The organism is Amycolatopsis sp. NPDC058340, assembly GCF_042723975.1.
In the GTDB taxonomy this organism is placed as follows: domain Bacteria; phylum Actinomycetota; class Actinomycetes; order Mycobacteriales; family Pseudonocardiaceae; genus Amycolatopsis.
The window spans coordinates 15,225-41,084 of the sequence record NZ_JBHXIB010000019.1 but is presented as its reverse complement, the minus strand read 5'-3'; the positions used below and the strand labels follow the sequence as shown (position 1 = coordinate 41,084).

General features: G+C 69.2%; 26 protein-coding genes. 10 read left to right on the top strand and 16 right to left on the bottom strand.

The features are described from left to right. Positions 1 to 112: 112 nt before the first annotated feature. Positions 113 to 1,492 carry a PLP-dependent aminotransferase family protein gene (locus tag ACFWIW_RS21815; protein WP_378370105.1) on the bottom strand — a complete coding sequence of 460 codons (1,380 nt, stop codon included), beginning with the start codon at positions 1,490 to 1,492 and terminating at the stop codon, positions 113 to 115. Between the two features lie 46 nt (positions 1,493 to 1,538). On the opposite strand from ACFWIW_RS21815, the gene ACFWIW_RS21810 reads away from it, so the two are divergent. After that, the gene (locus ACFWIW_RS21810) at positions 1,539 to 2,003 is read left to right on the top strand and encodes a carboxymuconolactone decarboxylase family protein (protein WP_378370104.1); all 465 of its coding nucleotides are present in this window, start codon (positions 1,539 to 1,541) and stop codon (positions 2,001 to 2,003) included. Then, positions 2,000 to 2,743 carry an isocitrate lyase/phosphoenolpyruvate mutase family protein gene (locus ACFWIW_RS21805; RefSeq protein ID WP_378370103.1) on the top strand — a complete coding sequence of 248 codons (744 nt, stop codon included), beginning with the start codon at positions 2,000 to 2,002 and terminating at the stop codon, positions 2,741 to 2,743. Before ACFWIW_RS21810 ends, ACFWIW_RS21805 begins: the two co-directional genes overlap by 4 nt. A gap of 62 nt (positions 2,744 to 2,805) precedes the next feature. Here the strand turns inward: ACFWIW_RS21805 and ACFWIW_RS21800 are convergent, their stop codons facing one another. From ACFWIW_RS21800 to ACFWIW_RS21775, 6 genes are all read right to left on the bottom strand, one after another. After that, positions 2,806 to 4,434 (bottom strand): cation acetate symporter, encoded by a 1,629-nt coding sequence (locus ACFWIW_RS21800; protein ID WP_240600404.1) that lies wholly within the window; start codon positions 4,432 to 4,434, stop codon positions 2,806 to 2,808. After that, entirely contained in the window at positions 4,431 to 4,772 is a 342-nt protein-coding gene (locus tag ACFWIW_RS21795) for a DUF485 domain-containing protein (protein ID WP_340683592.1), read from the bottom strand. Before ACFWIW_RS21795 ends, ACFWIW_RS21800 begins: the two co-directional genes overlap by 4 nt. A 67-nt stretch (positions 4,773 to 4,839) precedes the next feature. After that, positions 4,840 to 6,573 (bottom strand): cation acetate symporter, encoded by a 1,734-nt coding sequence (locus tag ACFWIW_RS21790; protein WP_378370102.1) that lies wholly within the window; start codon positions 6,571 to 6,573, stop codon positions 4,840 to 4,842. Then, positions 6,573 to 6,920, bottom strand: a complete 348-nt coding sequence (locus ACFWIW_RS21785) for a hypothetical protein (protein WP_378370101.1) — start codon at positions 6,918 to 6,920, stop codon at positions 6,573 to 6,575. Before ACFWIW_RS21785 ends, ACFWIW_RS21790 begins: the two co-directional genes overlap by 1 nt. Next, positions 6,917 to 7,687 (bottom strand): LytR/AlgR family response regulator transcription factor, encoded by a 771-nt coding sequence (locus ACFWIW_RS21780; protein ID WP_378370100.1) that lies wholly within the window; start codon positions 7,685 to 7,687, stop codon positions 6,917 to 6,919. The genes ACFWIW_RS21785 and ACFWIW_RS21780 overlap by 4 nt, the downstream gene beginning before the upstream one ends. Then, positions 7,684 to 8,730: a sensor histidine kinase gene (locus ACFWIW_RS21775; protein ID WP_378370099.1), complete on the bottom strand. Its 1,047-nt coding sequence runs from the start codon at positions 8,728 to 8,730 to the stop codon at positions 7,684 to 7,686. Before ACFWIW_RS21775 ends, ACFWIW_RS21780 begins: the two co-directional genes overlap by 4 nt. A 71-nt stretch (positions 8,731 to 8,801) precedes the next feature. Between ACFWIW_RS21775 and ACFWIW_RS21770 the strand changes: the two genes are divergently transcribed. Further along, positions 8,802 to 9,281, top strand: coding sequence for a hypothetical protein (locus ACFWIW_RS21770; RefSeq protein WP_378370098.1), 480 nt, complete (start codon positions 8,802 to 8,804; stop codon positions 9,279 to 9,281). Positions 9,282 to 9,358: 77 nt separating this feature from the next. Here ACFWIW_RS21770 and ACFWIW_RS21765 read toward each other — a convergent pair whose 3' ends face one another. The 5 genes from ACFWIW_RS21765 to ACFWIW_RS21745 are packed head-to-tail and all read right to left on the bottom strand — an operon-like array spanning position 9,359 to position 14,234. Then, positions 9,359 to 10,348 carry an ABC transporter substrate-binding protein gene (locus ACFWIW_RS21765; protein ID WP_378370097.1) on the bottom strand — a complete coding sequence of 330 codons (990 nt, stop codon included), beginning with the start codon at positions 10,346 to 10,348 and terminating at the stop codon, positions 9,359 to 9,361. A 28-nt stretch (positions 10,349 to 10,376) separates the two neighbouring features. Then, positions 10,377 to 11,438, bottom strand: coding sequence for an ABC transporter permease (locus ACFWIW_RS21760; protein ID WP_240600417.1), 1,062 nt, complete (start codon positions 11,436 to 11,438; stop codon positions 10,377 to 10,379). Beyond that, entirely contained in the window at positions 11,435 to 12,199 is a 765-nt protein-coding gene (locus tag ACFWIW_RS21755; protein ID WP_378370096.1) for an ATP-binding cassette domain-containing protein, read from the bottom strand. The genes ACFWIW_RS21760 and ACFWIW_RS21755 overlap by 4 nt, the downstream gene beginning before the upstream one ends. Next, positions 12,196 to 13,251, bottom strand: coding sequence for a class I mannose-6-phosphate isomerase (locus ACFWIW_RS21750; protein ID WP_378370095.1), 1,056 nt, complete (start codon positions 13,249 to 13,251; stop codon positions 12,196 to 12,198). The genes ACFWIW_RS21755 and ACFWIW_RS21750 overlap by 4 nt, the downstream gene beginning before the upstream one ends. Continuing rightward, a complete protein-coding gene (locus ACFWIW_RS21745; protein ID WP_378370094.1) occupies positions 13,248 to 14,234 on the bottom strand; it encodes a LacI family DNA-binding transcriptional regulator in 987 nt (328 codons plus the stop codon). Before ACFWIW_RS21745 ends, ACFWIW_RS21750 begins: the two co-directional genes overlap by 4 nt. A 261-nt stretch (positions 14,235 to 14,495) precedes the next feature. Here ACFWIW_RS21745 and ACFWIW_RS21740 point away from each other — a divergent pair, with 261 nt between their 5' ends. Together ACFWIW_RS21740 and ACFWIW_RS21735 are read left to right on the top strand one after the other, a co-directional pair. Then, positions 14,496 to 16,883: a GH92 family glycosyl hydrolase gene (locus ACFWIW_RS21740; protein WP_378370093.1), complete on the top strand. Its 2,388-nt coding sequence runs from the start codon at positions 14,496 to 14,498 to the stop codon at positions 16,881 to 16,883. A 203-nt stretch (positions 16,884 to 17,086) separates the two neighbouring features. Next, a complete protein-coding gene (locus ACFWIW_RS21735) occupies positions 17,087 to 17,452 on the top strand; it encodes a DUF3817 domain-containing protein (protein ID WP_034315490.1) in 366 nt (121 codons plus the stop codon). A 65-nt stretch (positions 17,453 to 17,517) separates the two neighbouring features. Here the strand turns inward: ACFWIW_RS21735 and ACFWIW_RS21730 are convergent, their stop codons facing one another. Continuing rightward, complete coding sequence (locus ACFWIW_RS21730; protein WP_034315493.1) at positions 17,518 to 18,018, bottom strand: MarR family winged helix-turn-helix transcriptional regulator; 501 nt, start codon at positions 18,016 to 18,018, stop codon at positions 17,518 to 17,520. A gap of 87 nt (positions 18,019 to 18,105) precedes the next feature. Here ACFWIW_RS21730 and ACFWIW_RS21725 point away from each other — a divergent pair, with 87 nt between their 5' ends. Next, the gene (locus ACFWIW_RS21725; RefSeq protein ID WP_005167823.1) at positions 18,106 to 18,405 is read left to right on the top strand and encodes a thiamine-binding protein; all 300 of its coding nucleotides are present in this window, start codon (positions 18,106 to 18,108) and stop codon (positions 18,403 to 18,405) included. A 1-nt stretch (position 18,406) separates the two neighbouring features. On the opposite strand, the gene ACFWIW_RS21720 is transcribed toward ACFWIW_RS21725, so the two are convergent. Further along, the gene (locus ACFWIW_RS21720) at positions 18,407 to 18,823 is read right to left on the bottom strand and encodes a hypothetical protein (protein ID WP_378370185.1); all 417 of its coding nucleotides are present in this window, start codon (positions 18,821 to 18,823) and stop codon (positions 18,407 to 18,409) included. Positions 18,824 to 18,921: 98 nt separating this feature from the next. On the opposite strand from ACFWIW_RS21720, the gene ACFWIW_RS21715 reads away from it, so the two are divergent. Then, positions 18,922 to 19,893, top strand: coding sequence for a tetratricopeptide repeat protein (locus ACFWIW_RS21715; RefSeq protein ID WP_378370092.1), 972 nt, complete (start codon positions 18,922 to 18,924; stop codon positions 19,891 to 19,893). 58 nt (positions 19,894 to 19,951) lie between these two features. On the opposite strand, the gene ACFWIW_RS21710 is transcribed toward ACFWIW_RS21715, so the two are convergent. Next, positions 19,952 to 21,415 (bottom strand): neutral zinc metallopeptidase, encoded by a 1,464-nt coding sequence (locus tag ACFWIW_RS21710; RefSeq protein ID WP_378370091.1) that lies wholly within the window; start codon positions 21,413 to 21,415, stop codon positions 19,952 to 19,954. 144 nt (positions 21,416 to 21,559) lie between these two features. Here ACFWIW_RS21710 and glgP point away from each other — a divergent pair, with 144 nt between their 5' ends. Next, positions 21,560 to 24,100 carry an alpha-glucan family phosphorylase gene (gene glgP / locus ACFWIW_RS21705; RefSeq protein ID WP_378370090.1) on the top strand — a complete coding sequence of 847 codons (2,541 nt, stop codon included), beginning with the start codon at positions 21,560 to 21,562 and terminating at the stop codon, positions 24,098 to 24,100. Here the strand turns inward: glgP and ACFWIW_RS21700 are convergent, their stop codons facing one another. Beyond that, a complete protein-coding gene (locus ACFWIW_RS21700; RefSeq protein WP_378370089.1) occupies positions 24,101 to 24,295 on the bottom strand; it encodes a hypothetical protein in 195 nt (64 codons plus the stop codon). A 319-nt stretch (positions 24,296 to 24,614) separates the two neighbouring features. On the opposite strand from ACFWIW_RS21700, the gene ACFWIW_RS21695 reads away from it, so the two are divergent. Next, entirely contained in the window at positions 24,615 to 25,472 is an 858-nt protein-coding gene (locus tag ACFWIW_RS21695; protein ID WP_378370184.1) for a hypothetical protein, read from the top strand. Between the two features lie 21 nt (positions 25,473 to 25,493). Continuing rightward, the gene (locus ACFWIW_RS21690; protein WP_378370088.1) at positions 25,494 to 25,859 is read left to right on the top strand and encodes a hypothetical protein; all 366 of its coding nucleotides are present in this window, start codon (positions 25,494 to 25,496) and stop codon (positions 25,857 to 25,859) included. Position 25,860 lies beyond the last annotated feature (1 nt).

Genomic DNA, 25,860 nt, shown 5'->3' with positions numbered 1-25,860 from the left:
GGGGGCGCGCCTCCTCCCCCCTCCCCCCGCCCCCGTTCCGTTCGCGGGGCCGCGCCGCGCCCCCCCCCCCCCCCCGCGCGCCCCGCGCGGGGGGGGGGGGGGGGGGGGGCCGCTAGGTGACCTCGAAGATGGCCTCGCGCAGGGCCTGGGTGGCGCCGCCGAAAGCGTGCTTCGCGGCGGCGCCGTACCCGATGATCAGCCCTTCGCGTTGCGGTTCGCCGATCCAGTAACCGCTGAGCCCTTCGAGCCCGATCGCGCGACGGCGGCAGGCGGCCAGCACCTCCATCTCCCGGGGAAGCTCGCCGGGGAACTGGAGCACCAGATGCAGCCCGGCGGAGATCCCTTGCGGCAGCACGGAATCCGGTAAGGCCGTGAGCAGCCTGTCCCGCCGTGAGCGGTACTCGATCCGGCAGCGGCGGATGTGCTGGTCGTAGGCACCCGATTCGATCAGTTCGGCCAACGCCAGCTGGTCGAGCAGCGCCGGCCGCGCCCCGCTCGCGGCCAGCGCCGCGCGCACCGGTTCGACCAGGAAGCGCGGCAGCACCATCCATCCCAGGCGTAGCGACGGCGCGAGCGTCTTGCTCGTCGTGCCCACGTACACGACCCGTTCCGGTGCCAGCGCCTGCAACGCGCCGACCTGCTGATGGTCGAAGCGGAACTCGCCGTCGTAGTCGTCTTCGATCACGACGGCGCCGGTTTCCTCGGCCCAGCGGGTGAGTTCCGCCCTTCGCCGCGGGGCGAGCGTGACCCCCAGCGGGTATTGGTGCGCCGGGGTGACGACGACGGCCGGGCTGTCCAAAGTGGACACCGTGATCCCGTGGTCGTCGACCGGAACCCCGACCACCCGGGGACCGTTCGCGGCGGCGATGTCGCGGTAGATGTGCAGTGAGGGGTTCTCGAACGCGATCTCGTCCGCGCCGCGCGCGTGCAGGACCCGCGCCAGTACCGCGATCGCGTGCGAGAACCCGGAGCACACCAGGATGCGGGCGGGGTCGGCGATCACGCCGCGGCTGCGGGCGAGATACGCGGCGAGCGTCTCCCGCAGCTCCGGGGCACCGGATTCGGCCGTGTAGTCGAACGCCGTCATCGGCGCCCGGTGCAGTGCCCGCCGGGTCGCCGCCAGCCAGGCGGACCGGGGGAACGCGGACAGGTTCGGCCTGCCGGGGCGCAGGTCCCAGCGTGGGGCCGGGTCGCGGGGGACGGGCCTCGGCGCCGACGCGGGCAGCGCGCCCGCGGTCGCGACGCGGGTCGGGGCGCCCTGCGCCGTCCGCAGGTAGCCCTCGGCGGCGAGATCGGCGTAGACGCGGGTGACCGTTCCCCTGGCCACGCCGAGGTCCTGCGCCAGTGCCCTGGTCGAGGGCACCGCGGCGCCCGCTTGCCAGCGCCCTTCCCGGATGGCCGCGCGGATCGCCGACGCGAGACCGGTCCGCCCGCTTTCGGGACGCCAGTCCAGGTGGACGTCTATTCCCAAACTGGACCACGAATCTGTCATGAGACTGGACCATACTCGTGGGCCAGTCGCCGCTAGATTCGACGGCATGACCGAGCGAATCCACGTGGGCAAACGAGTGCCCGAGATCTACCAGGCCATGGCGAAACTGCAGGCCGAAGTCGAGAAGGCCGCCGCCAACGCGGGGGTCGACCAGAAGATCCTCGAACTGGTGAAGATGCGGTCGTCGCAGATCAACCACTGCGCGTTCTGCCTCGACATGCACTCCCACGACGCGCTGGAGATGGGCGAGTCGCCCCGGCGGCTGTTCGTGCTGCAGGGCTGGCGCGAGACCGAACTGTTCACCGAGCAGGAGCGCGCCGCGCTCGCGCTCACCGAGGCGATCACGAACGTCGCGACCCTGCACGACGTCCCGGACGACGTCTACGAAGAGGCCACCCGCGTCTTCACCGAGGAGCAGTACCGCGCCGTCGTCTGGGAGGCCATCGCGATCAACAGCTGGAACCGGATGTGCGTGACCAGCCACGCGCCGCTGCCCGAGCGCGCCGAATGACGGCGGCCCGGCTGCGGGAACTGCACGTCGCCGGCGAGCCGCTCCTCCTGCCGAACGCGTGGGACGCCGACAGCGCGCGTCTCGTGGAAGCCGCCGGATTCCCGGTCGTGGCGACGAGTTCCTTCGCCGTGGCCAAGGTCCTCGGGTACGAGGACGGGGAGGACGCGCCCGCCGTCGAGATGTTCGCGGCGGCGGCGAGGATCGCGCGGGCGGTCTCGGTACCGGTGACCGTCGACGCGGAAGGCGGGTACGGGCTCGAAGCGGGAGAGCTCGCGGCGAGGCTGGCCGAGGCGGGCGCCGTCGGCTGCAACTACGAGGACACCGATCACGCTTCGGGTGGGGTACGGCCGCTCGAAGCGCAGGCGGAACGGGTCGCGAAGCTGCGCGAGGCCGCCGGGGACGCGCTGGTGATCAACGCCCGCGTCGACGTCTTCCTCGGCGCGCCCGACGAGCGGGCCGTCCTGGACGACGCGATCTTGCGGGCCAAGGCGTACTTCGAGGCCGGGGCGGACTGCGTCTACCCGATCATGGTGAAGTCGCCGGAAGTGCTGGGCGAGTTCGTGAAGGCGGTGGCGCCGGGAGCGGTGAACGCCGCCCCGATGCCCGGAGGCCCCGATCTCTCCGCGCTCACCGCACTGGGGGTGGCGCGGATCTCGCTGGGCACCGGGCTGTGGAAGTCGGTCCGCGCCGATCTCCGCGCGAAGCTGGCCGAACTGACGGCGGGGAAGCTGCCTTACTAGGGGAAATGGGAACCGGGACGGTGCGGCCGGGGGCGTTGGTGCCGGCCGCACCGTCCCGGCGACTAGTGGGCGACGGCCTTCTCGGCGCCCGCCCCGGTGAGGGACCGGACCTCCATCTCGGCGTACTTCTTCTGGTTGTGCTCCTTGGACAGCACGGTCCCGAGCCAGCCGAGGAAGAACGCCACCGGGATCGAAACGATGCCGGGGTTGTCCAGCGGGAACCAGTGGAAGTCGACACCCTGGATCATCGATGCGCTCTTCCCGGTCTTCGCGTCGACGGGTTTACCCGAGACCGCCGGTGAGAACACGATCAGCACGATGCACACGGCGAGACCGCCGTAGATGCTCCACAACGCGCCCTGGGTGTTGAACCGCTTCCAGAACAGCGAGTAGAGGATCGTCGGCAGGTTCGCCGACGCCGCCACCGCGAACGCCAGCGCCACCAGGAACGCGATGTTCTGCCCGTTGGCGAGGATGCCGCCGAGGATCGCGACCGCGCCGATCACCAGCGCGGTGATCCGGGCGACCTTCACCTCCGAGGCCGGGCTCGCCTTCCCCTTCTTGATCACGTTGGCGTAGACGTCGTGCGCGAACGACGCCGACGCGGTGATCGTCAGTCCCGCGACCACGGCGAGGATCGTCGCGAACGCGATCGCCGCGATCAGGCCGAGCAGGATCGGGCCGCCGAGTTCCAGCGCCAGCAGCGGAGCAGCCGAGTTCACGCCACCGGGTGCGGCCTTGATCTTGTCCGCGCCGACGAGCGCGCCGGCGCCGTAGCCGAGCACCAGCGTGAACAGGTAGAAGACGCCGATCAGGCCGATCGCCCACACCACGGAACGGCGGGCTTCCTTCGCCGTCGGCACCGTGTAGAAGCGCATCAGGACGTGCGGCAGACCCGCGGTACCGAGCACCAGCGCGATGCCCAGCGACAGGAAGTCGAGCTTCGTCGTCCCGGTCTTGCCGTACTGGTTGCCCGGCCCGAGCAGCGCCTCACCGGCCTTGCCCGCCTTGTCCACGGCGCCCTGCAGCAGCGCGGAAAGGTTGAAGCCGTACATGCCCAGCACCCACAGCGTCATCGCCAGCGCGCCGACGATGAGCAGCGCCGCCTTGATGATCTGGACCCACGTGGTGCCCTTCATCCCGCCGATGAGCACGTAGGCGATCATGATGATGCCGACGATCACGATGATCGCGGCCTGCCCCGCCTTGCTCTCGATCCCGAGCAGCAGCGCGACGAGGCCACCGGCGCCCGCCATCTGCGCGAGCAGGTAGAAGAACGAGACGGCAAGGGTGGACGTCGCCGCCGCGGCCCGCACCGGGCGCTGCCTCATCCGGAACGCCAGCACGTCGCCCATGGTGAACTTGCCGGTGTTGCGCAGCAGTTCGGCGACCAGCAGCAACGCCACCAGCCACGCGACCAGGAAGCCGATGGAGTAAAGGAAACCGTCGTAGCCGTAGACGGCGATCGCGCCCGCGATCCCGAGGAACGACGCGGCGGACAGGTAGTCGCCCGCGATGGCGACGCCGTTCTGCGGTCCGGTGAACGCGCGGCCCGCGGCGTAGTAGTCCGACGCCGTCTTCGTGTTGCGGCTCGCCCGGAACACGACGAACAGCGTGACCACGACGAACAGGCCGAAGATGGTGATGTTGAGTACGGGGCTGCTGCCCTCGACTCCGGCGGCGAGGGTCATTTGGTCTCACTCTCGATGTCCGTGCGGATCTTCTCCGCGATGGGGTCGAGTTTCTTGTTCGCGTAGCGGACGTAGAGCCCGGTGATCACGAAGGTCGAAACGAACTGCAGCAGACCGAAGACCAGGCCGACGTTGATGTTGCCGACCAGCTTCGTGCTCATGAAGCCGTGCGCGTAGTCGGCGAGCAGCACGTAGAGCAGGTACCAGAGGAGGAACAACGCCGATACGGGGAACACGAAGCGGCGCAACCGAGCCCGCAGTTCCTTGAACTCCGCGCTGTCATGGGCTTTGTCCCAGTCCGTTTCCGGCGGACTGGGAGCGTTCGTTTCGGTACTCATCGTGCTCTCCTCGCACCGCGAATGTGTTCCGCGACACGTTAAGGAGAGGTCAAGGAGACCGGAACCTTCAGCGGTTCAAACGTCTGCCGAGACGACGAACGGTCGACGAACGGTGGTCCGACCACGACGAAGGGGTCTCGGCTGTGCGATCGTCCAAGTGCAGCCGCAGCATGGCGGCCGTGGACCAGGCGGGAGGCCTGCCCCGCAAGGAAACCACGATCATTACTCCGAATGCCAGCGGAACCGACCACGGCGCGGGCTGCGACACGAGGATCGCGGGCAGACCGCTCAGGCTGGGGACGAACAGGGCCACGAGGAACGAACCCGAAGACGCGACGAGCCCGGCGAGGACACCGCTGATCGCACCCGCGGCGGTCAGCCGGTTCCACCAGATGCCCAGCACCAGCAACGGACAGAACGTGGACGCGGCCACGGTGAAGCCCCAGGTGACGAGGACGCCCGCGTCCAATCTGGCCGACGGCAGCGCGAGCAGGACCATCACCGCCGCCGCGCCGAGCACCGACCAGCGCAGTCTCCGCAGGCCGCCGGGCGCCAGGTCGTGCGCGACCGCGCCGGAGATCACCAGCAGCAGCCCGAGCGACGTCGCCAGGAACGCGGCGAACGCGCCCGCCGTCAGCAATCCGGTGAACAACGAGCCCGCCCAGCCGTCGTCGATCTGTGCCGGCAGCGCGACGACGACCGTGTCCGTCGCGCCGGAGACGTACAGCTCGGGCACCAGCACGCGGCCGAAGACGCCGTAAACCCCTGGGAACAGGTAGAAGACGCCGAGCAGGGCGACGGTGATCGCCGCGGTCCGGCGGGCGGCGCGGCCGTCTGGGCTGGTGTGGAAGCGCATCAGGACATGCGGCAGGCCCATCGTGCCGAGCATGGTGGCGATCAGGATCGCCCACGTGCCGAGCAGCGGATAACCCTGGTCGCCGAGGTCGAGCAGTGGCCGTTGCCAGTCCGGCCCGCCCAGCGGCGCACCGCCCCGGACGGCCGGAACCGGTGTCCCCTCGGCGAATTCCAGTGTCTCCCCGCTCCTGGCCACCAGCTCACCCGGCGGCACGACGTGCTTTTCCGGGGTGAGCAGGGTGGTCGGCTCGCGCAGGGTCAGCGTCACGTCGATCTCGAAGGACAGCCTGGTGTCGCGGGCGAAGTGGGTGAACTCCACCGGACGCACCGAAGCCGATCGCTGTTCCGGGGACACCTGGGAAACCAGCCAGATCGCGGGGATGATGAACAGCAGCAGTTTCAGCACGAACTGGAAGGCCTGGACGTAGGTGGCCGCGCGCATCCCGCCGAGTGCCAGTGTCGCGCTGACGGCGGTGCCCGCGATGACGACGCCGACCCAGTACGGCGTGCCGCCGACTGCGGTCAGCACGAGGCCCGCGGTGCGGAATTGCGGCACCAGGTAAAGGGTTCCGATCACGAGGACGACAACCGCGGCGAGGCGGCGCAGGGCGGGGGAGGCGAGCCGTGCTTCGGCGAAGTCCGGCACGGTGAGCGCGCCGGAACGCCGCATCGGCGCCGCCACGAGCACCAGCATCGCGATGTACCCGGCGGTGAACCCGACCGGATACCAGAGCGCGCCGATACCGTCCTTCACCACCAGCCCGGCGACACCGAGGAACGACGCCGCGGACAGGTATTCGCCGGAGACGGCGGCGGAGTTGACCAGCGGCGAGATCCGGCGCGAGGCGACGAGGAAATCCGACGTCGTGCGCATGGCCGCGACCCCGCGCAACCCGATCAGCAGGGTGACCAGCACGACCGGGGCCACCGAGAGCGCCGCGACCACTACTCGTCCTCGATCTTTTCCGCCCGGCGCAGCTGCCACCACGACAGCAAAGCCATCGCCGGGTACGGGAGGATCGCGATCATCAGCCAGGACAGCGGGATTCCCGCCAGCCGCACCGAATCCAGCCCCGGGAACAGCCCGAACACCAGCGGGAGACCGAAGACCAGCCCGAACATCCCGGCCAGCGCGGGGAGCCCGCGGCGGCGCTGGGCCCGGTAGAGCGCGTCCGCGCGTTCGGCGTCGCTCGCCGCCAGCCGGGGGACCCGCCAGCGCCCGCGCGAACGGCGCCGCGAATGCGCCAGCCGGGTCTGCGGGCTGGTGACGGCGACCCGTTTGACGCGGCTCACGCGCGGCTTCCCGGGCCCAGTTCGCCGCGTTGCGCGGCGGCGAGCAGCCGGTCCCGCAGGTCGCGCGCGTGGCGGCGGCTCACCGGCACGTCACCCGCCTCCGTATGCGCCAGCAGCCCGCCGGTGGTGTCGCTGCGCAGTTCGAGCACCGCGTCCACGGCGAGCAGGAAACCCCGGTGGACGCGGGTGAATCCCGTGCCCTCCCAATACTCTTCGAGCCGGGAGATGGGCATCCGCGTGACATGCACGCCGGATTTCGTGTGCAGCCGGACGTAGTCGCCGTGCGCCTCGACGAACTGGACGTCGTCGCGGCGGACGTACCGGGTGCGCCCGCCGGATTCCACCGGCAGCGCGGACATCGCGTCCGGCGCGGGTTTCGGCTCGTCGGGCTGGTTGCCCACCATCCGGACCACTTTGGACAGTGCGGCGGACAGCCGTTCCGCGCGGACCGGTTTGAGCAGGTAGTCGACCGCGCCGATACCGTACGCGGCCACGGCGTGCCCGTCGTGCGCGGTGACGAACACGATCACCGGCGGTTCGCTGAGCCGCGCCAGCAGGGAAGCGAGTTCGAGACCGTCGAGACCGGGCATGGAGATGTCGAGGAACACCGCGTCGAAATGACTGCCCTGCAACAGTTTGAGCGCGTTCACCGCGTCGCCGGCGGCGACCACCTCGGCGACTTCCGGGGCGTCGCGCAGCAGGCTGCACAGCTCGTCGAGGGCGGGCGGGACGTCGTCGACCGCCAGCACCCGCAGCCCGTTCGTCACGGCAGCACCCCCGGCTGGAACCGGGGCACCCGCACCACGACCCTGGTGCCCGCGCCGGTCTCGGTCTCGACCGTGAGGCCGTACCAGGGCCCGTAGACGTTGCGCAGCCTCCTGTCCACATTGGCCAGTCCGACGCCGCCGTCGTCGCCACGTCCGGCCAGGATCGCCGCCGCGCGAGCGGGATCCATGCCGACACCGTCGTCCTCGACGCTGATCACGCAGTCGTTCCCTTCCGCCATTCCCTGAACCTGGATGAACCCCGCCTCCGCGCGCGGCTCGATCCCGTGCCGGATCGCGTTCTCCACCAACGGTTCCAGCACGAGATACGGCACCGCGACGGCCAGCACCTCCGGCGCGACGCGCACCTGCACCCGCAGCCTCTCGCCGAGCACGGCTCGCTGCAACGCCAGGTACGTCTCGATGGCGCGGAACTCCTCGGCCACCATCGTGTACTCGCCGTGCCTGGCGAGGCTGTAGCGCGTGTACTCGGCGAAGTCGAGCATCAGATCGCGGGCGCGGTCCGGATCGGAGCGGACCAGCGAGGAGATCACGGTGAGCGCGTTGTAGACGAAATGCGGCGAGATCTCGGCCCGCAGTGCGCGCAGTTCGGCCTCCGCGGCCTGCTCGGCGGAGGCCTCCAGCCTGCCGCGTTCGAGCGCGTGGACGACGAGTTCGACGGCCTGGCGGGCGACGGCGTTCGTGCTTCCGGTGACCAGGAGGACCCCGGCCAGTTCGTCGTGGACGTGCAGGGGAAGCGCCAGCAGCCCGGGTTCGGACACCGGTGTCTCGGAGTGGAGCACCTCGTCGAGCGCCGCGGCCACGACGTCGTCGGCCGCGGGCCTGCCCGACCAGACGAGCGAGCCGGAGAGGTCGGTCAGGCCGAGACCGGGGAGGTCGAACAGCCGCCGGAGGCCGTGCGCCGCGTGGCGGGCGCGGGGTCCGGCGAGGCCGTCCATGAGGTCGTCGGAGACGCGCTGTGCGGCGGCGAGCACCGGCACCGGATCCGCGGTCGCGGCCGGACGCCAGGGCAGACGGGTGGTCATCCGGCCTCCTCCACGACGTCGGGGCCTAGATCCTAACGTCGGTGCGTGGTTTCGCCGGTTACGCTCCGGTCATGGTCCCCGGTGATGCGGTGAAGATGCGCTTGGACGTCGTGATGCGGCGGTTCGCGATGGCCGGTTTCGTGGTGTTCGGCGCCGGGGGCGTGGTGGCGGTCGTGGTGTCGTCGTCCACGCCGGGATGGACCGGAGAGGTGTTCGGGCTGCTCAGCGTGGCCTTCGCGGGGCTGATCCTGCTCGCTCTCCGGAAGTCGGCGGGCTCGTTGGTGATTTCCGCCGCGGGGTTCTCGGTCCCGGGAGTGTTCGACGTCAGGTGGACCGAGGTGACGCGGCTGCGGGTGTACCGGGAGAAGCGGCGCGTGGGGCGGTGGATGCACTGGTGGCACTACCGGCTCGACTGGACCGGCTCGGGGCCCGAAGTGCTGCTTGAAGACGGCGAGTACTCGTACGCGCTGGGTCACCTGGGCGGCGGCGCCCGGCTGTACGGAGCGTTGGAGCGGCTGGCTCCAGGCACGACGCGCGTGGAGCTGGCGTGAGCGTCGGTCCAGTCTCGTGAGTGGCAAGGACGGTTAGAACCGTCCTTGCCACTCACGAGGTGGGTCAGCAGCTCTGGTCAGCAGCTCTGCTTGTAGAAGTACTGGGCGTTCGCGTCCATGTTCGCCTTGGTGATGGAGTGCAGCGAAGCGGTCAGGTTCCGCGTCACCGGCTTGCCCTCCAGCGCCGCGATGGCCTGCTGGACGCCCTGCTGCCCGATGGCGGCCGGGTCCTGCGCGATGAGGCCCTGGTACTCGCCCTTCTTCAGGCCCTCGATCTCCGACGGCGACGCGTCGAAGCCGATCAGGTTGACCGCGCCGATCTTGCCCGCGTTCCGCAGGCCGGTCGCGGCGCCCTCACCGGTGTTGAGGTTGGTCGCGAAGATGCCGATCAGGTCCGGGGTGGACGCCAGCGCGGCGGTCACCTTGGACGCGGCCTGGTCCGGCTCGTTCTGGGTGAACTGCACACCCGCCGACTTCAGGTTCGGGTAGTTCTTCAGCTCGTCCTCGAAACCCTTCGCGCGGGTGTTCGTGGTCGAGGTGCCGGCGATGGTGTCGAGCACCAGCACCGAGCCGGTCTTGCCCGCGGCCAGCTCCGCCATGGTCTTGGCGGCGAGCTTGCCGCCCTCGGCGTTGTCCGAGGAGATCGACGACTCGGCCACGCTGGTGTCCTTCAGCGCGGTGTCGACCTCGATGATCTTCGAGCCGCGGTTCTTGACCTGCTGGATCGGCGCGAGCATCGCCTGCGCGTCGGTCGGCGCGATCAGCAGCGCGGCGGGCGGGTTGGAACCCAGCGCGTTGACGAGCTGGGTCTGCATGGCGGCGTCGAACTTCTGCGGCGCCTGCGTGGTGAGCTCGTAGCCCGCCTTCTTGGCCTCTTCCTGTGCACCGCACTGCATCGAGATGTAGAACGGCTCGGCCTGCACACCCGGGATGAGCGACAGCTTCTTGTTGTTGGTCTTGGCGCCGGAGTCGCCCGACGGCGCCTCACCGACGGTGCCGCCACCACAGGCGGTCAGCAGGAGGGCCGCGGAAACGGCGGCACCGGCGGCGAGCAGGGTCTTCTTCATGGGGATAGCACCTCTTTGTGCGTAGGGACTAGCGAGAGTTGCGGCGACGACGGCGCCGCTGGTCGAACCAGACCGCGGCGATCAGCACCGCGCCGACCGCGATCATCTGCCAGAAGTCCTGGACCTGCGTGATGTTGAAACCCTTCTTCAGCACGGCCGGGATGAACACGCCGATCACCGTGCCCAGCACCGAACCGACACCGCCGAAGAGGCTCGTGCCGCCCATCACCGTGGCGGCGATGGCGTTGAGGTTGTCGGTGGTGTGCGCCGAAATGGTGGTCGACGCGTAGTACGCCAGCGAGAGGAAACCGGCGACACCGGCGAGGAAACCGGTGAGCGTGTACACCTTCAGCAGATGCGCGGTCACCCCGATGCCGGCCCGGCGCGCGCCCTCGGCGTTGGAGCCGACGGCGTAGGTGTAGCGGCCGAATTTGGTGGTGTGCAACAGCCAGGCGCCGATCAGCGTGATCACCACGGCCACCAGCACCAGATTCGGCACACCGCCGAACGACGTCCCGTAGCCGAGCGTCTTGTTGAGCTCGGTCGGCACGCTGCGCACGTCGGACCCGTTGTTCAGCAGGTACGCGGCGCCGAGCGCGGCACCCATCGTGCCGAGCGTGACGATCAGCGGCGGGATGTTCGCCACCGCGATCAGGAAACCGTTGATCAGGCCCCAGATCGTGCCCGCGACGACGGCCGCCACGAGCCCGGCGGTGATGACGCCCCAGCCGGCCTTGGTCGCGTCGCCGTCCGGGCTCAGCGCCTCCATCGTCTTGCCCGCCACCATGCCCGCGAAGATCAGCACCGAACCGACCGAGAGGTCGATCCCGGAGGTGATGATCACGAACGTCATGCCGACCGAGAGCACCAGCAGCACCGAGGTCTCGATGAGCAGGGTCTGGAAGGTGAACAGCGTCGCGAACTCGGCGGGCGCGATCGCGGTGAACACGATGATCAGCGCCAGCAGCACCAGCGCGATCCAGAACGTGTTCGCCCCGATCATCCGCTGTCCGATCGACCGCTTGCCGAAGCCACCGTCCACTGTGGTCTGGATCTCGGGGCCGTTCTTCGTCGGAGTGGACACGGTCACGCCGCCTCCTCTTGTACGAGGGCGCCCGTCATCGCGGCGACCAGGTCTTCCAGTTTCGTGTCCGCGCCGGTGAACCGGGCGACGCGTTTGCCGAGCCGCAGCACCTCGATGCGGTCGGACACCGACAGCACCTCGGGCATGTTGTGGCTGATCAGCACGACCGCGATGCCCTTGTCCCGCACCTTCTTGATCACGTCGAGCACGCGTTCGCGCTGCACGACGCCGAGCGCGGCGGTCGGCTCGTCCATGAACACGACCTTCGACGCCCAGACGACCGAGCGCGCGACGGCGACACTCTGCCGCTGCCCGCCCGAAAGCGAGCCGATCGGGACGTCGGTGCTCTGCAGGGTCACGCCGAGCCGCTGGAACTCCTCCACGGCCTGGCGTTTCATCTCCTTCTTGTCCAGCATCCCGAGTTTGCCGAGGATCCCCTTGCGGTGGATCTCCCTGCCCAGGAACAGGTTCGCGGCCGGGTCGAGTTCCGGTGCGACCGCGAGGTCCTGGTACACCGTCTCGATCCCCATCCGCCGGGCCGTGGTGGGGGAGTCGAGCACCACCGGGGAGCCGTCGAGCAGGATGCTGCCCGACGTCGGCTGCTCCGCACCGGACAGGCATTTGACCAAAGTGGACTTCCCGGCGCCGTTGTCGCCGATCAGCGCGGTGACCTCACCGGCGCGCGCCTGGAAGGAAGCGCCGCGTAGCGCTTCCACCGAGCCGTAGCGTTTGACGAGGTTCTGTGCGTCGAGCAGGAGTTCGCTCACGATCGCTCCCTCTTCTCGGGGGCAGGCGGACGGCAGCGGATGACCGTGAGGTCACCCTCCACAGTGGATTGACCGGCGTCGTGCGGGACCACGTAGGTCTCGCCCTTGCGCAGCGCGTACTCGCCGCCGTGTTCGGTGCGGAGTGTGCCCGCGCCGTCCATGACCACCAGTACCGCGAACGACGGGTCGAGTGACAACGTTGTCGACCTACCGGAAACGGCGGGACGGAGCTGGTCGGCGCGGAAGAACGCGTCACTGCCGTCGGCGAGGAGGTCCACAGTGGACGCTTCGTCGCCCGCGGTGCGCTTGACGATCGAGCCGAGCCGTTCTTCGTCCCAGCCCGAGGTGTCCAGGGTTTCGATGGCGGTCTCGAAACCGATCCCGAGGTGCGCCTTCTCCGGGTTCGCCAGGAAGTCGCGCCATTCCAGGGTCAGCGAGAAGTCGGTCGGCTGCTGGAGCTCGACGACGAACACGCCTTCGCCGATCGCGTGCGGCAGTCCCGCCGGGATGTAGACCGTGTCGCCGGGGGTGACCGCGACGCTGTTCAGCGCTCCGAGCATGGCGGGCGCGTCCTGGGTTCGGGCCCATTCGTTGACCGTCGCTTTGTCGACGGTCTCCTTGAAACCGGGGTAGACGCGCGGGTCGTCGCCGTAGGTGCCGACCACGATCCATGCCTCGGTCTTGCCGAAATGCGAGTCGAAGTGCCGCTTGGCGAACGAGTCCGAGGGATGGAAGTGCACGGGCAGGCGCTGGCCCGCGTCGAGCAGTTTCACCAGCAGGCCGGTCGAATCGCCGAGCGCTTCGACGTGCTTGGCGCCGAGCCAGGCGGCCGGGTTCTCGCGGACGGCGTCACGCAGCCAGACCCCGCTGGGCAGCTTGGTGAGGCCGTTGGTCTCCTGGCCGAACATCGTGGTGGCCGAGCCGACCCAGTCCTCCGGGCCGTACTTGGAGTCCGAAGACGCGCCCCGCAACGCGGCGATGGCGTCGCCGCCGCGGTAGAACTGCGGCGGCTGATTCGCCGGCAGGCGGATCGGTTCGAGGTGGCCGCTCATGAAGGGGCGACCTCCCCGGAACCGCGGGCTACGAGATGCACGGGCAGAACTACCTTTCTCGGTGCGGATTGATCTCCCTGTACCCGGGCGAACAGCAGTTCCGCGGCCGCCCGGCCCAGCGCGCTCACGTCGTGCGCGATCACGGAGACCGGCGGATCCAGCAGATCCGCCAGTTCGAAGTCGTCGAAGCTGATCATCGCGGGCCGTCGCTCGGCGTGGGCGAGTGCGCGCAGCAGGTGCACGGCGACCCGGTTGTTGCCCGCGACCACGGCGGTGGCCGGGTTCGCCCCGGTGAGCAGCCGTTTCACGGCGTCGCCGACGCTCTCGGCGGTCGGTGTCCGCATCACGACGAGGTGCTCGTCGAAGGGGATCCCGTTGCGGACGCAGCCTTCCCGGAACCCGCGCAGGCGTTCGCCCGCGGTGAAGATGTCGGGGCTGTCGGCGAGGAACGCGATCCGGCGGTGGCCGTGTTTCGCGAGGTGGGCGACCGCTTCGACGGTGCCGCCGATGTTGTCGACCAGCACCGTGTCGGCCATGATGTCGCCGGCGGGCCGGTCGAGGAACACCACGGGCGTGCCGGCGCGCATCTCGGGGACGAGATAGCCGTGCTGCATCCCGGCGGGGACGACGAGGATGCCGTCCACCCGGCGGGAGCAGAACTCCAGGACGAGTTCGCGTTCGCGGTCGGAGTTCTCCTCCGACGAACCGGTCAGCACCTGGCGGCCGAACGAGGTCGCGATACGTTCCACGGCCCGGTTGAGCTCGGAGTAGAAGGGGTTCCCGACGTCTTCGACGATCAGGCCGATCGTCCCGGTCGTCGAGCCGCGCCGCAGGTTCCGGGCGCCGAGGTTGCGCCGGAACCCGAGCTGCTCGATCGCCGCCATGACGCGCTCCGCGGTGTCCGGATGGACGGCGGGCTCGTCGTTCACTACCCGCGAGACGGTCTTGATGCTCACGCCCGCGAGCCGGGCCACGTCACTCATCGTGGCCCGTCGGCTGGTGGTGCGGTGGCCGTTGTCCGGTCCGCTGGAAGACAACGTTGTCATAGTGGCGGGAATTGAACGCCAGCGGCGCGGCGATGTCAATGCCCGGTTCGTCCCGGAGGCGGCTTCCGAGTTCGAACCGTTACGGCCCCCGGGGTCGCTGTCCTGAATCGGACAGGGTTTGGCGGACCTCTTGACCAGGTGGTCCGTTCTTGTCGAAGGTGAGCGGGCAGCGACAACGTTGTCAGGAGAGGCCTTCCCATGCCTGCACGTACTTCGACCCGCGTCGCCGGGTTGCTCACCGCGCTCGTCCTCCCCGCCGGGCTGATCACGCCCGTCGCGGCGGCGGCACCCGGTGGCGACCCCGTGGACGCGGTCAACACCTTCATCGGCACCAAGGACGACGGCAACACCTTCCCCGGCGCTTCGGCCCCGTTCGGGATGACGCAGGTCAGCCCGATCTCGTCGCATTACGCCGGCTACCGCTACGACGACACCGCGATCCGCGGCTTCGGGCATTTCTTCCTGTCCGGGGCGGGCTGCTGGGAGCAGGGCGGCCTCGTGTCGACCCTGCCCACCACCGGCGCGGTCGGGCCCGGCGCGGCGTTCGACACCACGAAACCCGAGACGTTCGACCACAAGAAGTACGCATCGCCGTACACCCACGAGGGCGAGATCGGGAAACCCGGCTACTACAAGGTGCGGCTCACCGGTTACGGCGGCGTCGACGCGGAGACCACCGCGACCACGCGGACCGGGGTCGAGCGGTACACCTTCGCGAAATCGGGCGACGCGAACGTCTTCGTCAACGTCGGGCAAGCCAACGACAAGGAACCCGTGACGGCGAGCCAGATCCGCGTCGTCGGCGACCGGACGGTCGAAGGAATGGTGGAGTCCCAGGCGTTCTGCGGCGGCAAACCGTATAAGACCTGGTTCACCACGACGTTCGACAAGCCGTTCAAAGCCTTCGGCACCTGGTCGCCGACGGGCGGCGCTCCTGGCTCGAAGGAGTCCGCCGGCGGTGAAGGGCTGCGCGGCGCGTGGCTGACCTTCGGCGGCGGGCAGGTCACCGCGACGACGGCGATCTCCCATGTGGACGCTTCCGGCGCCAAGCTCAACCTGGCCTCGGAGAAGGCGCGGTCGTTCGACGCGGTCCGCGACGGCGCCCAGCGAGCCTGGCGCAAGGAACTGTCCTCAGTGGACATCAAGGGCGGTACGAAGGACGACCGCACGGTGTTCTACACCTCGCTCTATCACGCGCTGCTGCAGCCGCTGACCGGCAACGACGCCGACGGCCGCTACCGCGGGTTCGACGACAAGATCCACCGGGCGCTGGGCTGGACGTACTACGAGTTCTTCTCGTTGTGGGACACCTATCGCACGCAGAACCAGCTGCTCGCCCTCCTGCGGCCGTCGCGCGCGAAGGACGTCGCGAAGTCGGTGCTCGCCATCCACGACCAGGGTGGCTGGCTGCCGCGCTGGGCCTACGCGAACCAGGAGACGAACACGATGACCGGCGACCCGGTCACCCCGTTCCTGGTCGACCTGTGGCGTTTCGGTGCGCTGTCCGGGCAGGAACTCAAGGCGTACCAGGCACTTCTGCAGAACTCGCGGGAGATCCCTCCCGCGTCCTCGCCGTTCCAGGGCCGCTCGGGTAACGCGAGCTACCAGAAGGACGGATTCGTCCAGTACGACAAGGACTTCCCGAAGAAGGGCCAGGACACAGACCCGAACCACGGCGCTTCGGCCACGCTGGAATACGCGCTCGCGGATTGCTCGCTGTCCATCATGGCCGCCGGACTCGGCAAGAAGGACGACGCGAAAGCCCTGTCCGACAAAGGACGCGGCTACCGCACGCTGTGGGATTCCTCGGTCAGCGATCGCGGCTTCACCGGTTTCTATCGCCCCAAGGTCACCGGTGGGGACTGGTTCAGCCCGGCGGACAAGCCGTACACCCCGCAGAGCCCGGACGGATTCCACGAGGGCACATCGTGGCAGTACCAGTGGCTGACCCAGCAGGACGTGCCCGGCCTGGTCGAGCGGATGGGCGGCAAGGAGAACGTCGGCAAGCGGCTCGACGACTTCTTCGCCTACGGGGATCTGCTCAAGGATCCGGCGAAGACCGTGCGCGAGGAATGGGTCGTCGGCCCGTACAACTACTACAACCAGTTCCGCTACAACCCGAACAACGAGCCGGATCTGCACTCGCCCTGGATGTACACGCTGACCGGGCAGCCGTGGAAGACCTCGGCCGTCGTCCGCGCGGCGCACACGTTGTTCACCAACGCGCCCAACGGCGTCACCGGCAACGACGACCTCGGGACCATGTCCGCGTGGTACGTCTTCAGCGCGCTGGGGCTGTACCCGGCGGTACCGGGCACCGGGCAGTTCCTGCTGAACGCGCCGCGGTTCGAGAAGTCGGTGGTGCATCTGGAGAACGGCCGCGACATCACGATCAAGGCCGCCGGTGCCGACGGGTCGAAGCTCCAGTACGTCCAGGGACTGGGATCCGGCGAGCAGCGGGCTTATGTCGGGTTGGAACAGTTGACGCGAGGGACCACTTTGGACTTCGAGCTCACCGGCGACGCGGCGAACGCCACCTGGGCGACCGGTCCCGAAGGGGCGCCGAAATCGCCCTGCGCCGGGTGATCCGAGTGGTTTAGACCGGTTCGCGCCGGGGGCCGTGAGAAGCATCACGGCCCCCGGTGTTCCGGTGAGCGCCGTCACGCCTCACACTGGTATTACCACGTCCGACAGCGCTGTTGACGTTCTTGGCGAGTCCGCCTTGGACAGTGCTCGTCGGACGTAGTCATGTGTGCACACATAGTGGTGAGACCCCACAGGAGGAGAAAGTGTCCAGCAAGGCCGCTCTAGTATTCCGCGTGGCCGCGGTAGCCGAAGCCCTCTCCTGGGCCGGGCTGCTGGTCGGGATGTTCCTCAAGTACGCCGTGAAGCTCGGCGAGGGCGGCGTTCCCGTCCTCGGCATGGTGCACGGCGTCGTGTTCGTCCTCTACGTGCTGGTCTCCCTGTCCGTGGCGAAGCCGCTCGGCTGGCGCCCGAAGACCCTGATCCTCGCGCTGCTCTCCAGCATCCCGCCGCTGTTCACCTGGCTGTTCGAGTCCTGGGCGCTGCGCAACGGCAAGCTCGACGGCCCGCAGCGGCTGTCGCACGGTGGGGTCGGCCTGTTCGCCAAGACCCCCGAAACCGCCGCCGCCTGATCTTCTTTTAAGCGCGTGAAGGCCCCCTTCCCTCGGCTCAGCCGAGGGAAGGGGGCCTTCACGCGCTATTCGGTGAAGTCGCCGGTGGCCTTGCGGACCTTGGTGAGCAGGTCGGTCAGCTGCTCGGTCTGCTTTCCGGTGAGCCCGGTCAGCCCGAAGTCGATCTCGGTGACCGCCTTCGTGGCCTCTTCGCGGCGTACGCGGCCCTCGTCGGTGATCTCGACCAGGGTGGTCCGGCGGTCGGTCGGATGCGGCACGCGTTTGACCAGGCCGTCCTTCTCCAGCCTGTCGACGATGTTGGTGACGCTCGTCGGATGCAGTTGCAGCCGCTCGCCCATCACCCGCATCGGCAGATGGGACGCGCGGGCGAAGGTCAGCAGGACCAGTGCCTCGTACCGGGCGAAGGTCAGCCCGTGCGGTTTGAGCGCACCGTCCACCGCGGACTGGATGATCTGTTGCACGCGCATGATCCCGGTCACCGCGGCCATGGTTTCGGACGGCCCGATACGGGCCTCCCACAGCTGCGCCGCGCGGGCGATCGGGTCGAACGGCAACGGACGGCTCATGGCGCTCGAAGTTACCAGCGGGTACCCGTGCCACGCCGCACCACCGGGTGTTATGCGTGGGAAAAGCGTCTGAACGAGGAGCAGAAGATGATCGTGGCCTTCAGTGTCAGCCCGTCCGCGGCCGAGGAGGACGGCGGTGTCAGCGAGGCGGTCGCCCGTGCGGTGAAAGTGGTCCGCGAGTCCGGCCTGCCCAACTCCACCAACGCCATGTTCACGAATATCGAGGGTTCGTGGGACGAGGTGATGGACGTCGTGAAGCGGGCCGTCGAGGCCGCGGGCGAGGGCTCGTCACGGGTCGGGCTGGTGCTCAAGGCCGACATCCGGCCCGGTTACGAAGGGCAGCTGACCGCGAAGGTGGAGCGCGTCGAGAAGCATCTGAGCGAGTAGGTCAGGGGAGCGGCGGGGTGAACGAGACCAGCCACAGCTTGTCCTTCACCGCGATGGCCACCGGATAGCCGAAGGAGCGGCCGTCGCCGAGCTTCCCGCTGACGGTCGCCGAGGTCGGCGCGAGATCGTCCGGCGCGAACTTCACCGTGACGTCGTGGGCGCCGCGGCCTGCCAGCGTGTCGATATAGGACTTCGCGAAGTCGCCTGCCGACGCGGGCGGGTAGTCGATGAGTTCGGAGAGGGCCTCGACGTCGTGCTCGTTGAGTGCGGCGGTGAGGCTTTCCCGGAGCTGCCCGGGACTGGCGACACCGGGGTCGGGTTGATGGGCGATGAGGACCGTGATGACGCTCACCCACGTGATGGCGATGGCGATCGCGACGGCCACGGTGGCCGTCCTGCGTGTCGGAATGTCGATCACCCCCTCGTGGCGAGCCTGCCGGAACACCGACCTCCTGCCAAGCGGGCAGCCGGGGGCATGCGGTGAAACGCTGGGGGATGCGTGCCAGGATGGAACCCGTGACACACCCACGCGGATCAGCATCGAAGACGGCGGCCCTGTCCGCCGCGCTTTCCGGCGCGGTCGACCTTTCCGCGCTCAAGGCGCGTGCCGAAGCGCCCCAGAAACAGCCTCCCGCCCCGCCGCGGCCCGCCGACGGCCCCGCGCCGGGCGGACCCGCCACGGCGGGCGCCGTGATCGACGTCACCGAGGCGACCTTCCAGACCGAGGTCGTCGAACGCTCCTTGCAGCAGCTGGTGGTCGTCGACCTGTGGGCCGAATGGTGCGGCCCGTGCAAACAGCTCAGCCCCGTGCTGGAACGCCTCGCCGCCGAGTCCGGTGGCGCCTGGGTGCTCGCGAAGGTGGACGTCGACGCCAACCCGCGTATCGCGCAGCTCTTCGGCGCGCAGTCGATCCCGACGGTCATCGCCATCGGCGGCGGCCAGCCGGTCGACGCGTTCTCGGGCGCCCTGCCCGAACCCGAGATCCGCAAATGGCTCGGTTCGCTGCTCGACGCGCTGCGCGACCGGCTGCCCGGTATCAAGGCCGCCGAGGAGAACGGCGGCGGTGTCGAGGTGCCGGAGGACCCGCGGTTCACCGAGGCGGAGGAGGCCTTCGAACGCGGTGACTTCGCCGCGGCGCAGGCGGCCTACGAGCGCATCCTGGACGTCGAACCGGCGAACGAGGAGGCCAAGACCGCGCTCGCGCAGGTCAAGTTCACCGCCCGCGCCGAGGCCGCCGGCCCGGACGCGATCGCGAAGGCCGACGCGAACCCGGCCGACCTCGACGCCCAGCTCGCCGCCGCCGACCTCGAGGTCGCGGGACAGCAGCCCGAGGCGGGCTTCGCGCGGCTGATCGCCGTCGTGCGGCGTACGGCGGGCGACGAGCGCAACAAGGTGCGGGAGCACCTGGTGGCGCTGTTCGACCTGTTCGACTCGGCGGACGAGCGCGTCATGAAGGCGCGGCGGGATCTGGCGAGCGCTCTGTACTGACAAGCTCGTGAGTGGTAAGGACGGTTAGAACCGTCCTTACCACTCACGAGCCCGATGCTCACCCGTACTGCTGCGAACAAACCGCGGAGGTCTCCAGGTAGCCCTTCCGCAGTGCCTCGACCCGCTCGAAACCGTTGTCCACGCGCTTGCCGTTGACGTCGGCGGACACCAGGCTCTCCGGGCTCAGCAGATCCGAGATGGCCTCGTCGAGGTCACCGGCCGAGAGCCGCAGCGTCGCGCCGGGCACGGTGCTGGCCTTCGCCCACGCGCCGACCAGGCAGGCGGTGCGCAGCCCCGCGTTCGCGTTGTCGATCGACGCGCCGACACCCTTCTGGATGCCCATCGCGTACCGGGACGCGATTTCCGAGAACGCGGCAAAGTCGCCCTTGCCCTCGCTGTGCCCGCTTTCCCATTCCGCCTGCTGGTCGACCGGCTGGGCGAGCTCGCGCAGCTTGGCCATGTCGATGCTGACGGTGTTGTTCGACGGGCAGTACGACGCGGGCGGGGTGCTGGGGCCGCCGGGGCAGCTGCCGTTGCCGTCCTCGGTGATCTCCGGGCCCGGGACACCGGCGCCCTTGAAGGCCTCGTCGAGGCTCTTCTTCAGGATCCCGATGATCTCGGCGTCGAGTTTCTCGTCGCCCTTGCCCTTGTCACCCTTGTCGAACGGGCGCTCGGTGATCCGCGCCTTGATGTTCTCCTCGTTCATCGCCGCGCATTCCTTCGGGCCCTTCTCGAACCCGACCTGGAACGCGTACGTGCGGTCGAACGCCGTGCCGTGCGCGCCCTGTTTGGTCGCGCTGGTGCCCGCCTGGTCGCGGATCAGGAACAGCGACGCCATGACCTGGTTGAGGCCTTCGGAGGTGGAGACCCGGTAGTACTTGCTCTTGTCCTCGGCGACCCAGCGGAAGTAACCGCCGGCGAAGCAGTCGGCCTGCTGCTCCTTGACGATGGACGGGGTGTTCTTCTTGATGTTGGCCTTTTCGGCGAGCCGGTACTGCACGGCGTGCCCGAGTTCGTGCGACAGCACGACGGCGCCCGCCATCTTCCCGAACCGTTCGCGCAGCATCGGCAGCAGCACGCCGCGGTCCCACGCCACCAGGTCACCCGGCGGGCAGTAGAACGCGTTGACGAGCTTCTTGACGCTCCCGCATTCGGTCTCTTCGTCGTCGGTCTTCGCGCTGTAGGACAGCAGCGACTTCAGCGGCTCGTACGGCTGCCCGAAATCGCGCGGCATGACCTCGGTCCAGTAGGCCTGCGCGTCGGCGATCGCGGCGATGGCCAGCTGGTCGTCCTCGGAGCCGTCCTCGTTGCGGACCTGCAGGTCCGGCTTCGGCGCGTTGGGCTTGAGCCCGCTCTCGAAATGCGTGACCGGCAGACCGGCGATGTCACCGGCGCCCGGCTGGCTGCCCTGCTGGCCGGTCGAGCTTCCCTTGTCGCTGCAAGCGCTCAGCCCGAGGGCCAGCACCATCGTGACCGCGATCAGAGCCGGGCGGCGTATGCCCCGCGCTCCCCCTTGGATCATGTTCACTCGCTTGTCGTCAGGGCCCCGACCGGGCCGCGTACTCCGGCAAGCAGGGACCCTACCCAGCGCTTATGGCCCGCGTGCAGGTAATCCCCGAAGTGGGTCTTGAGCGGGGCGGGGTGGCTGCCGATATGGTCGCTCCTCATGAGAGCAGTCCGCCGGTTCACCGTCCGCGCGAGCCTGCCGGAGTCGCTCTCCGGCCTCGGTGACCTCGCCACGAATCTGCGCTGGACCTGGCATCCGCCCACGCGCGACCTGTTCGCGTCGATGGACGCGGAGCTGTTCGACCGCGTCCGCGATCCGCTGCGGATGCTCACCGCCCTGCCGCCCGCCCGGCTCGACGAACTCGCCGTCGACGACGCGTTCCTCGCCCACGCGCGCGAGGCGGTCGCCGATCTGGAGCGCTATCTCGCCGAGCCGCGCTGGTACCAGAAGCAGGACGACCCCGACCTCCCGTCCGCCGTGGCGTACTTCTCGATGGAGTTCGGCGTCACCGAGGCGCTGCCGAACTACTCCGGCGGCCTCGGCGTGCTCGCCGGTGACCATCTCAAGGCGGCGTCGGACCTCGGTGTGCCGATGGTCGGCGTCGGGCTGCTCTACCGCGCCGGGTATTTCCGGCAGGCCCTGTCGCTCGACGGCTGGCAGGTCGAGCACTACCCGGTGATCGACCCCAACGCCTTCCCGCTGGAGCTGCTGACCGACGGCGGCGAACCGGTGCTGGTCGACGTCGCGATGCCCGCCGGGCGCACGCTGCACGCGCAGATCTGGAAGGCCCGCGTCGGCCGGATCCCGCTGCTGCTGCTGGACACCGACACCGAGGCCAACGACGAAGACCTGCGCGCGGTCACCGACCGGCTGTACGGCGGCGACGCCGACCACCGCATCCGGCAGGAGATCCTGTCCGGGATCGGCGGTTTCCGCGCGGTGCGGCGCTACTGCGAGCTGACCGGGCATCCGCAGCCGAAGGTGTTCCACACCAACGAGGGCCACGCCGGATTCCTCGGGCTGGAACGGGCCCGCGAGATCATCCAGGCCGACGGGCTGGCGTTCGACGAGGCGCTGCCCGCCGTCCGCGCCGGCACCGTGTTCACCACGCATACGCCGGTCAGCGCCGGTATCGACCGGTTCCCCGTCGATCTGGTCCAGCGGTACTTCACCGACGGCAGGCTGGTGCCGGACGTCGACCCGCGCCGCGTGCTCGCGCTCGGCGCGGAGGACAACCCCGGCCTGTTCAACATGGCGCATATGGGACTGCGGCTGGCCCAGCGCGCGAACGGCGTCTCGGCCCTGCACGGACGCGTGTCGCGGCGGATGTTCTCCCGGCTGTGGCCCGGGTTCGACTTCGACGAGGTGCCCGTCTCCTCGGTCACCAACGGTGTCCACGGCCCGACCTGGGTGGCGCGTGAGCTGAGCGCGCTGCTCGGGCGCAACCACGAGGAACTGGGCCTCGACGGGGCTCAGGGCAAACCGCTGCGGGACGGCGTCACCGACGAGCAGCTGTGGGCGCTGCGGCGGGAGCTTCGGGAGAAGCTGGTCGCGGAGGTGCGGCGCCGGGTGCGGGCCGCGTGGATGCAGCGTGGCGCGTCGGCGCTCGAACTCGGGTGGACCGACACGGTCTTCGACCCGGACGTGCTGACCGTCGGCTTCGCGCGCCGCGTGCCGACGTACAAACGGCTCACGCTGATGCTGCGCGACCCGGATCGCCTGCGCGCGCTGCTGCTGGACGAGCGGCGCCCGATCCAGCTCGTCGTCGCGGGCAAATCGCATCCGGCCGACGAGGGCGGCAAGCAGCTGATCCAGCAGATCGTCCGGTTCGTCGACGATCCCGAGGTCCGGCGCCGGATCGTCTTCCTGCCGGACTACGACATGTCCATGGCGCGCTACCTCTATCGCGGCTGCGACGTCTGGCTGAACACGCCGGTGCGGCAGCTGGAGGCGTGCGGCACCTCGGGGATGAAGTCCGCGCTCAACGGCGGCCTCAACCTGTCCATCCGCGACGGCTGGTGGGACGAGTGCTACGACGGCAGCAACGGCTGGGCGATCCCGACCGCGGACGGCGTCACCGACCCGCTGCGCCGCGACGAACTGGAGGCCGCGGCGCTCTACGACCTGCTGGGCCACCAGATCGCGCCGCTGTTCTACGACCGCGGCGCCGACGGTGTGCCCGGCGGCTGGATGTCGATGGTGTGGCACACGCTGGAGACCCTCGGGCCACGCGTGCAGGCCGCGCGGATGGTGCGGGAGTACGTCGAATCGGGGTATCTGCCCGCCTCGCGCATGGTCGCCGAAGCCACGAGTGACGGCTATCGCGGCGCGTTGTCGCTGGCCGACTACCGGACCAAACTGGACGTCTCCTGGCCGCGGGTGCGGATCTTCGACACCGAACTGCTCGTCGAGGATTCCGCGCCGATGGTCACCGGCACCGAGGTGACCATCCGGGCGCGGATCGACCTCGCCGGGCTCGAACCGTCCGAAGTGGACGTCCAGGCCGTCGTCGGGAAGGTCGGCGACGGGGACGAATTGAGCGATCCTGTCACCGTCGGCATGTCGGGCGACGGGATCGGCGCGTTCGCGGCGCGGCTGAAACTGCCGCATCCCGGCTCGATCGGTTACACCGTCCGAGTGCTGCCGAAACACCGTCTGCTGGCCACACCGGCGGAACTGGCCCGCGTCGTCCACGCCTGATCACCGCAGGAACGGCGCACCGGTCCCGTTCGGGTACCGGTGCGCCGAGACGTATCCGGCGTACCGCGCGTATTCCCATGCCTGGGCGAACTGGACGAGTTCCGCCTGGCGGCGCTGATGCCACCGTGCCGCAACCGGCCAGCCCGCTCCGGCACCGAGCAGCATCGCCAGCCCGGCGATCACGACGAGTTCCATTCCGTTCTCCTGTTTCCCGGCCGCCCGATCAGCGGCTGTCGCTTCGACGCTAAGCCGAGTGATCGTCTTCGCGCAGCCTCCGCCGGACCTTGGCCAGGAAGTGGTCATGAGACGTACGTACGGTTTTAATTCGCCACGGATCGGTCATCCGCGCCCCTTGTCAAGTCGGTGGCAAACAAAAGGCGAACTCGGACCGGAATGGTGTCCAATAAATGGCAAAAGTGCAGGTGAGAGCCGATTTGTCAGGCGATTGGGGGTGATTCGTGCGGCGCATTGTGATCGCCTAGGCTCTTCGTCCTTGAGGTCGCGCAGGGGAGGAATAGTGACTTCGACGAGGAAAAGAAAAAAGCCCGAGGACAGCGTGCTCGGCATCCACAAGCGCAACGGCATCTGGCAGGACGGGCTCGCCACGGTCATGGGGCCGGAGTTGCTCGAACGCTGGGGAATCGCGGAAGACGCCGAGGCGTCACGCGTGCGGGAGATCGTGCTCGTGCGCTTGAACCGGGTCCTGGACCAATTCCGGAAACCCGAAATGCCCGTGATCGTCTGGACCGCGTACAACCTCGGCGCGGGTTCGCCAGGCGAGGAAAGCGGCGTCGTCCGGCGGCTCGAAAGGTTGGTCGGCCAGGGCGAGGTCGAGCGCAGTGTCCGGACCTGCACCCGGCGATTCAACGACGTTTTCCTGCCGGCCGTCGTGAAGAGCCTGAGCGCCGGGCAGAGCGCGATCACCGGCGAGGACCTCGCCCGGGCTTCGCGCTGGCTGGCCGCGAACGTCCGGCCCGGTACGCCGGAACCCGTGGCGGACGCGGGTGGACTGTCCACCGCCATCAGAAGGCTGCGCGCGCCGATGGAACCGGTGCTGCAGATGTTCCTCGACGGCACTGTCCACGGCCCCGCGGACGGCGATGGTGTCCCGCTCGCGGCGAAGCTCGGTCCCCAGGGCGAGTGGCTGTGCGTCTTCACCGAAGAGGGGTTGCTGGCCGCCTATCGCAAATCCGCCGGCGCGGGGTGGCCCCGGATCGGCCGGTGGACGGGCCGGGACGTCGTCCGGATGGCCGCGGGCCGGATCTTCCCGACCGGGATCCTGATCGATCCGAGTCCGGTGATGGGAGCGGGGGCCGACGCCACCTTGCCCCTCCCGCCGGAGGAGATCGCCCGGCTCGCCCGTGAATGCTGATCCGAGACGAGGACACCGGACATGATCGACTTCGAGGCCGTTCCCGACGAACTGGGCCGGGCGGGCGACCGGCTCCACCACATCGCCGAGATGATCACCAGGCAACCGGCACTGAAGTTCAAGGCGACGGCGAGTGAAGCGGGGGACCCCGTCCTCGTGGCGGCGCTGGAGAGCTTCCAGGAGGCTTCCGCGCACAGTGTCACCGTGCTCGCCGAGGATGTGCGGCACCTCGGTGACCGGCTGGGCGAGGCCGCGCGGGATTACCGGAAAGGCGAAGAAGCGGCGGTCGAGAAGGTCAACCTGATCGATGCCGCCGGAAGTCTCACCCGGGGGGCTCTCGCCTTCGACGCCGGGAACGTCAACACCATCCAGGCCGTTCTCGGCTGAA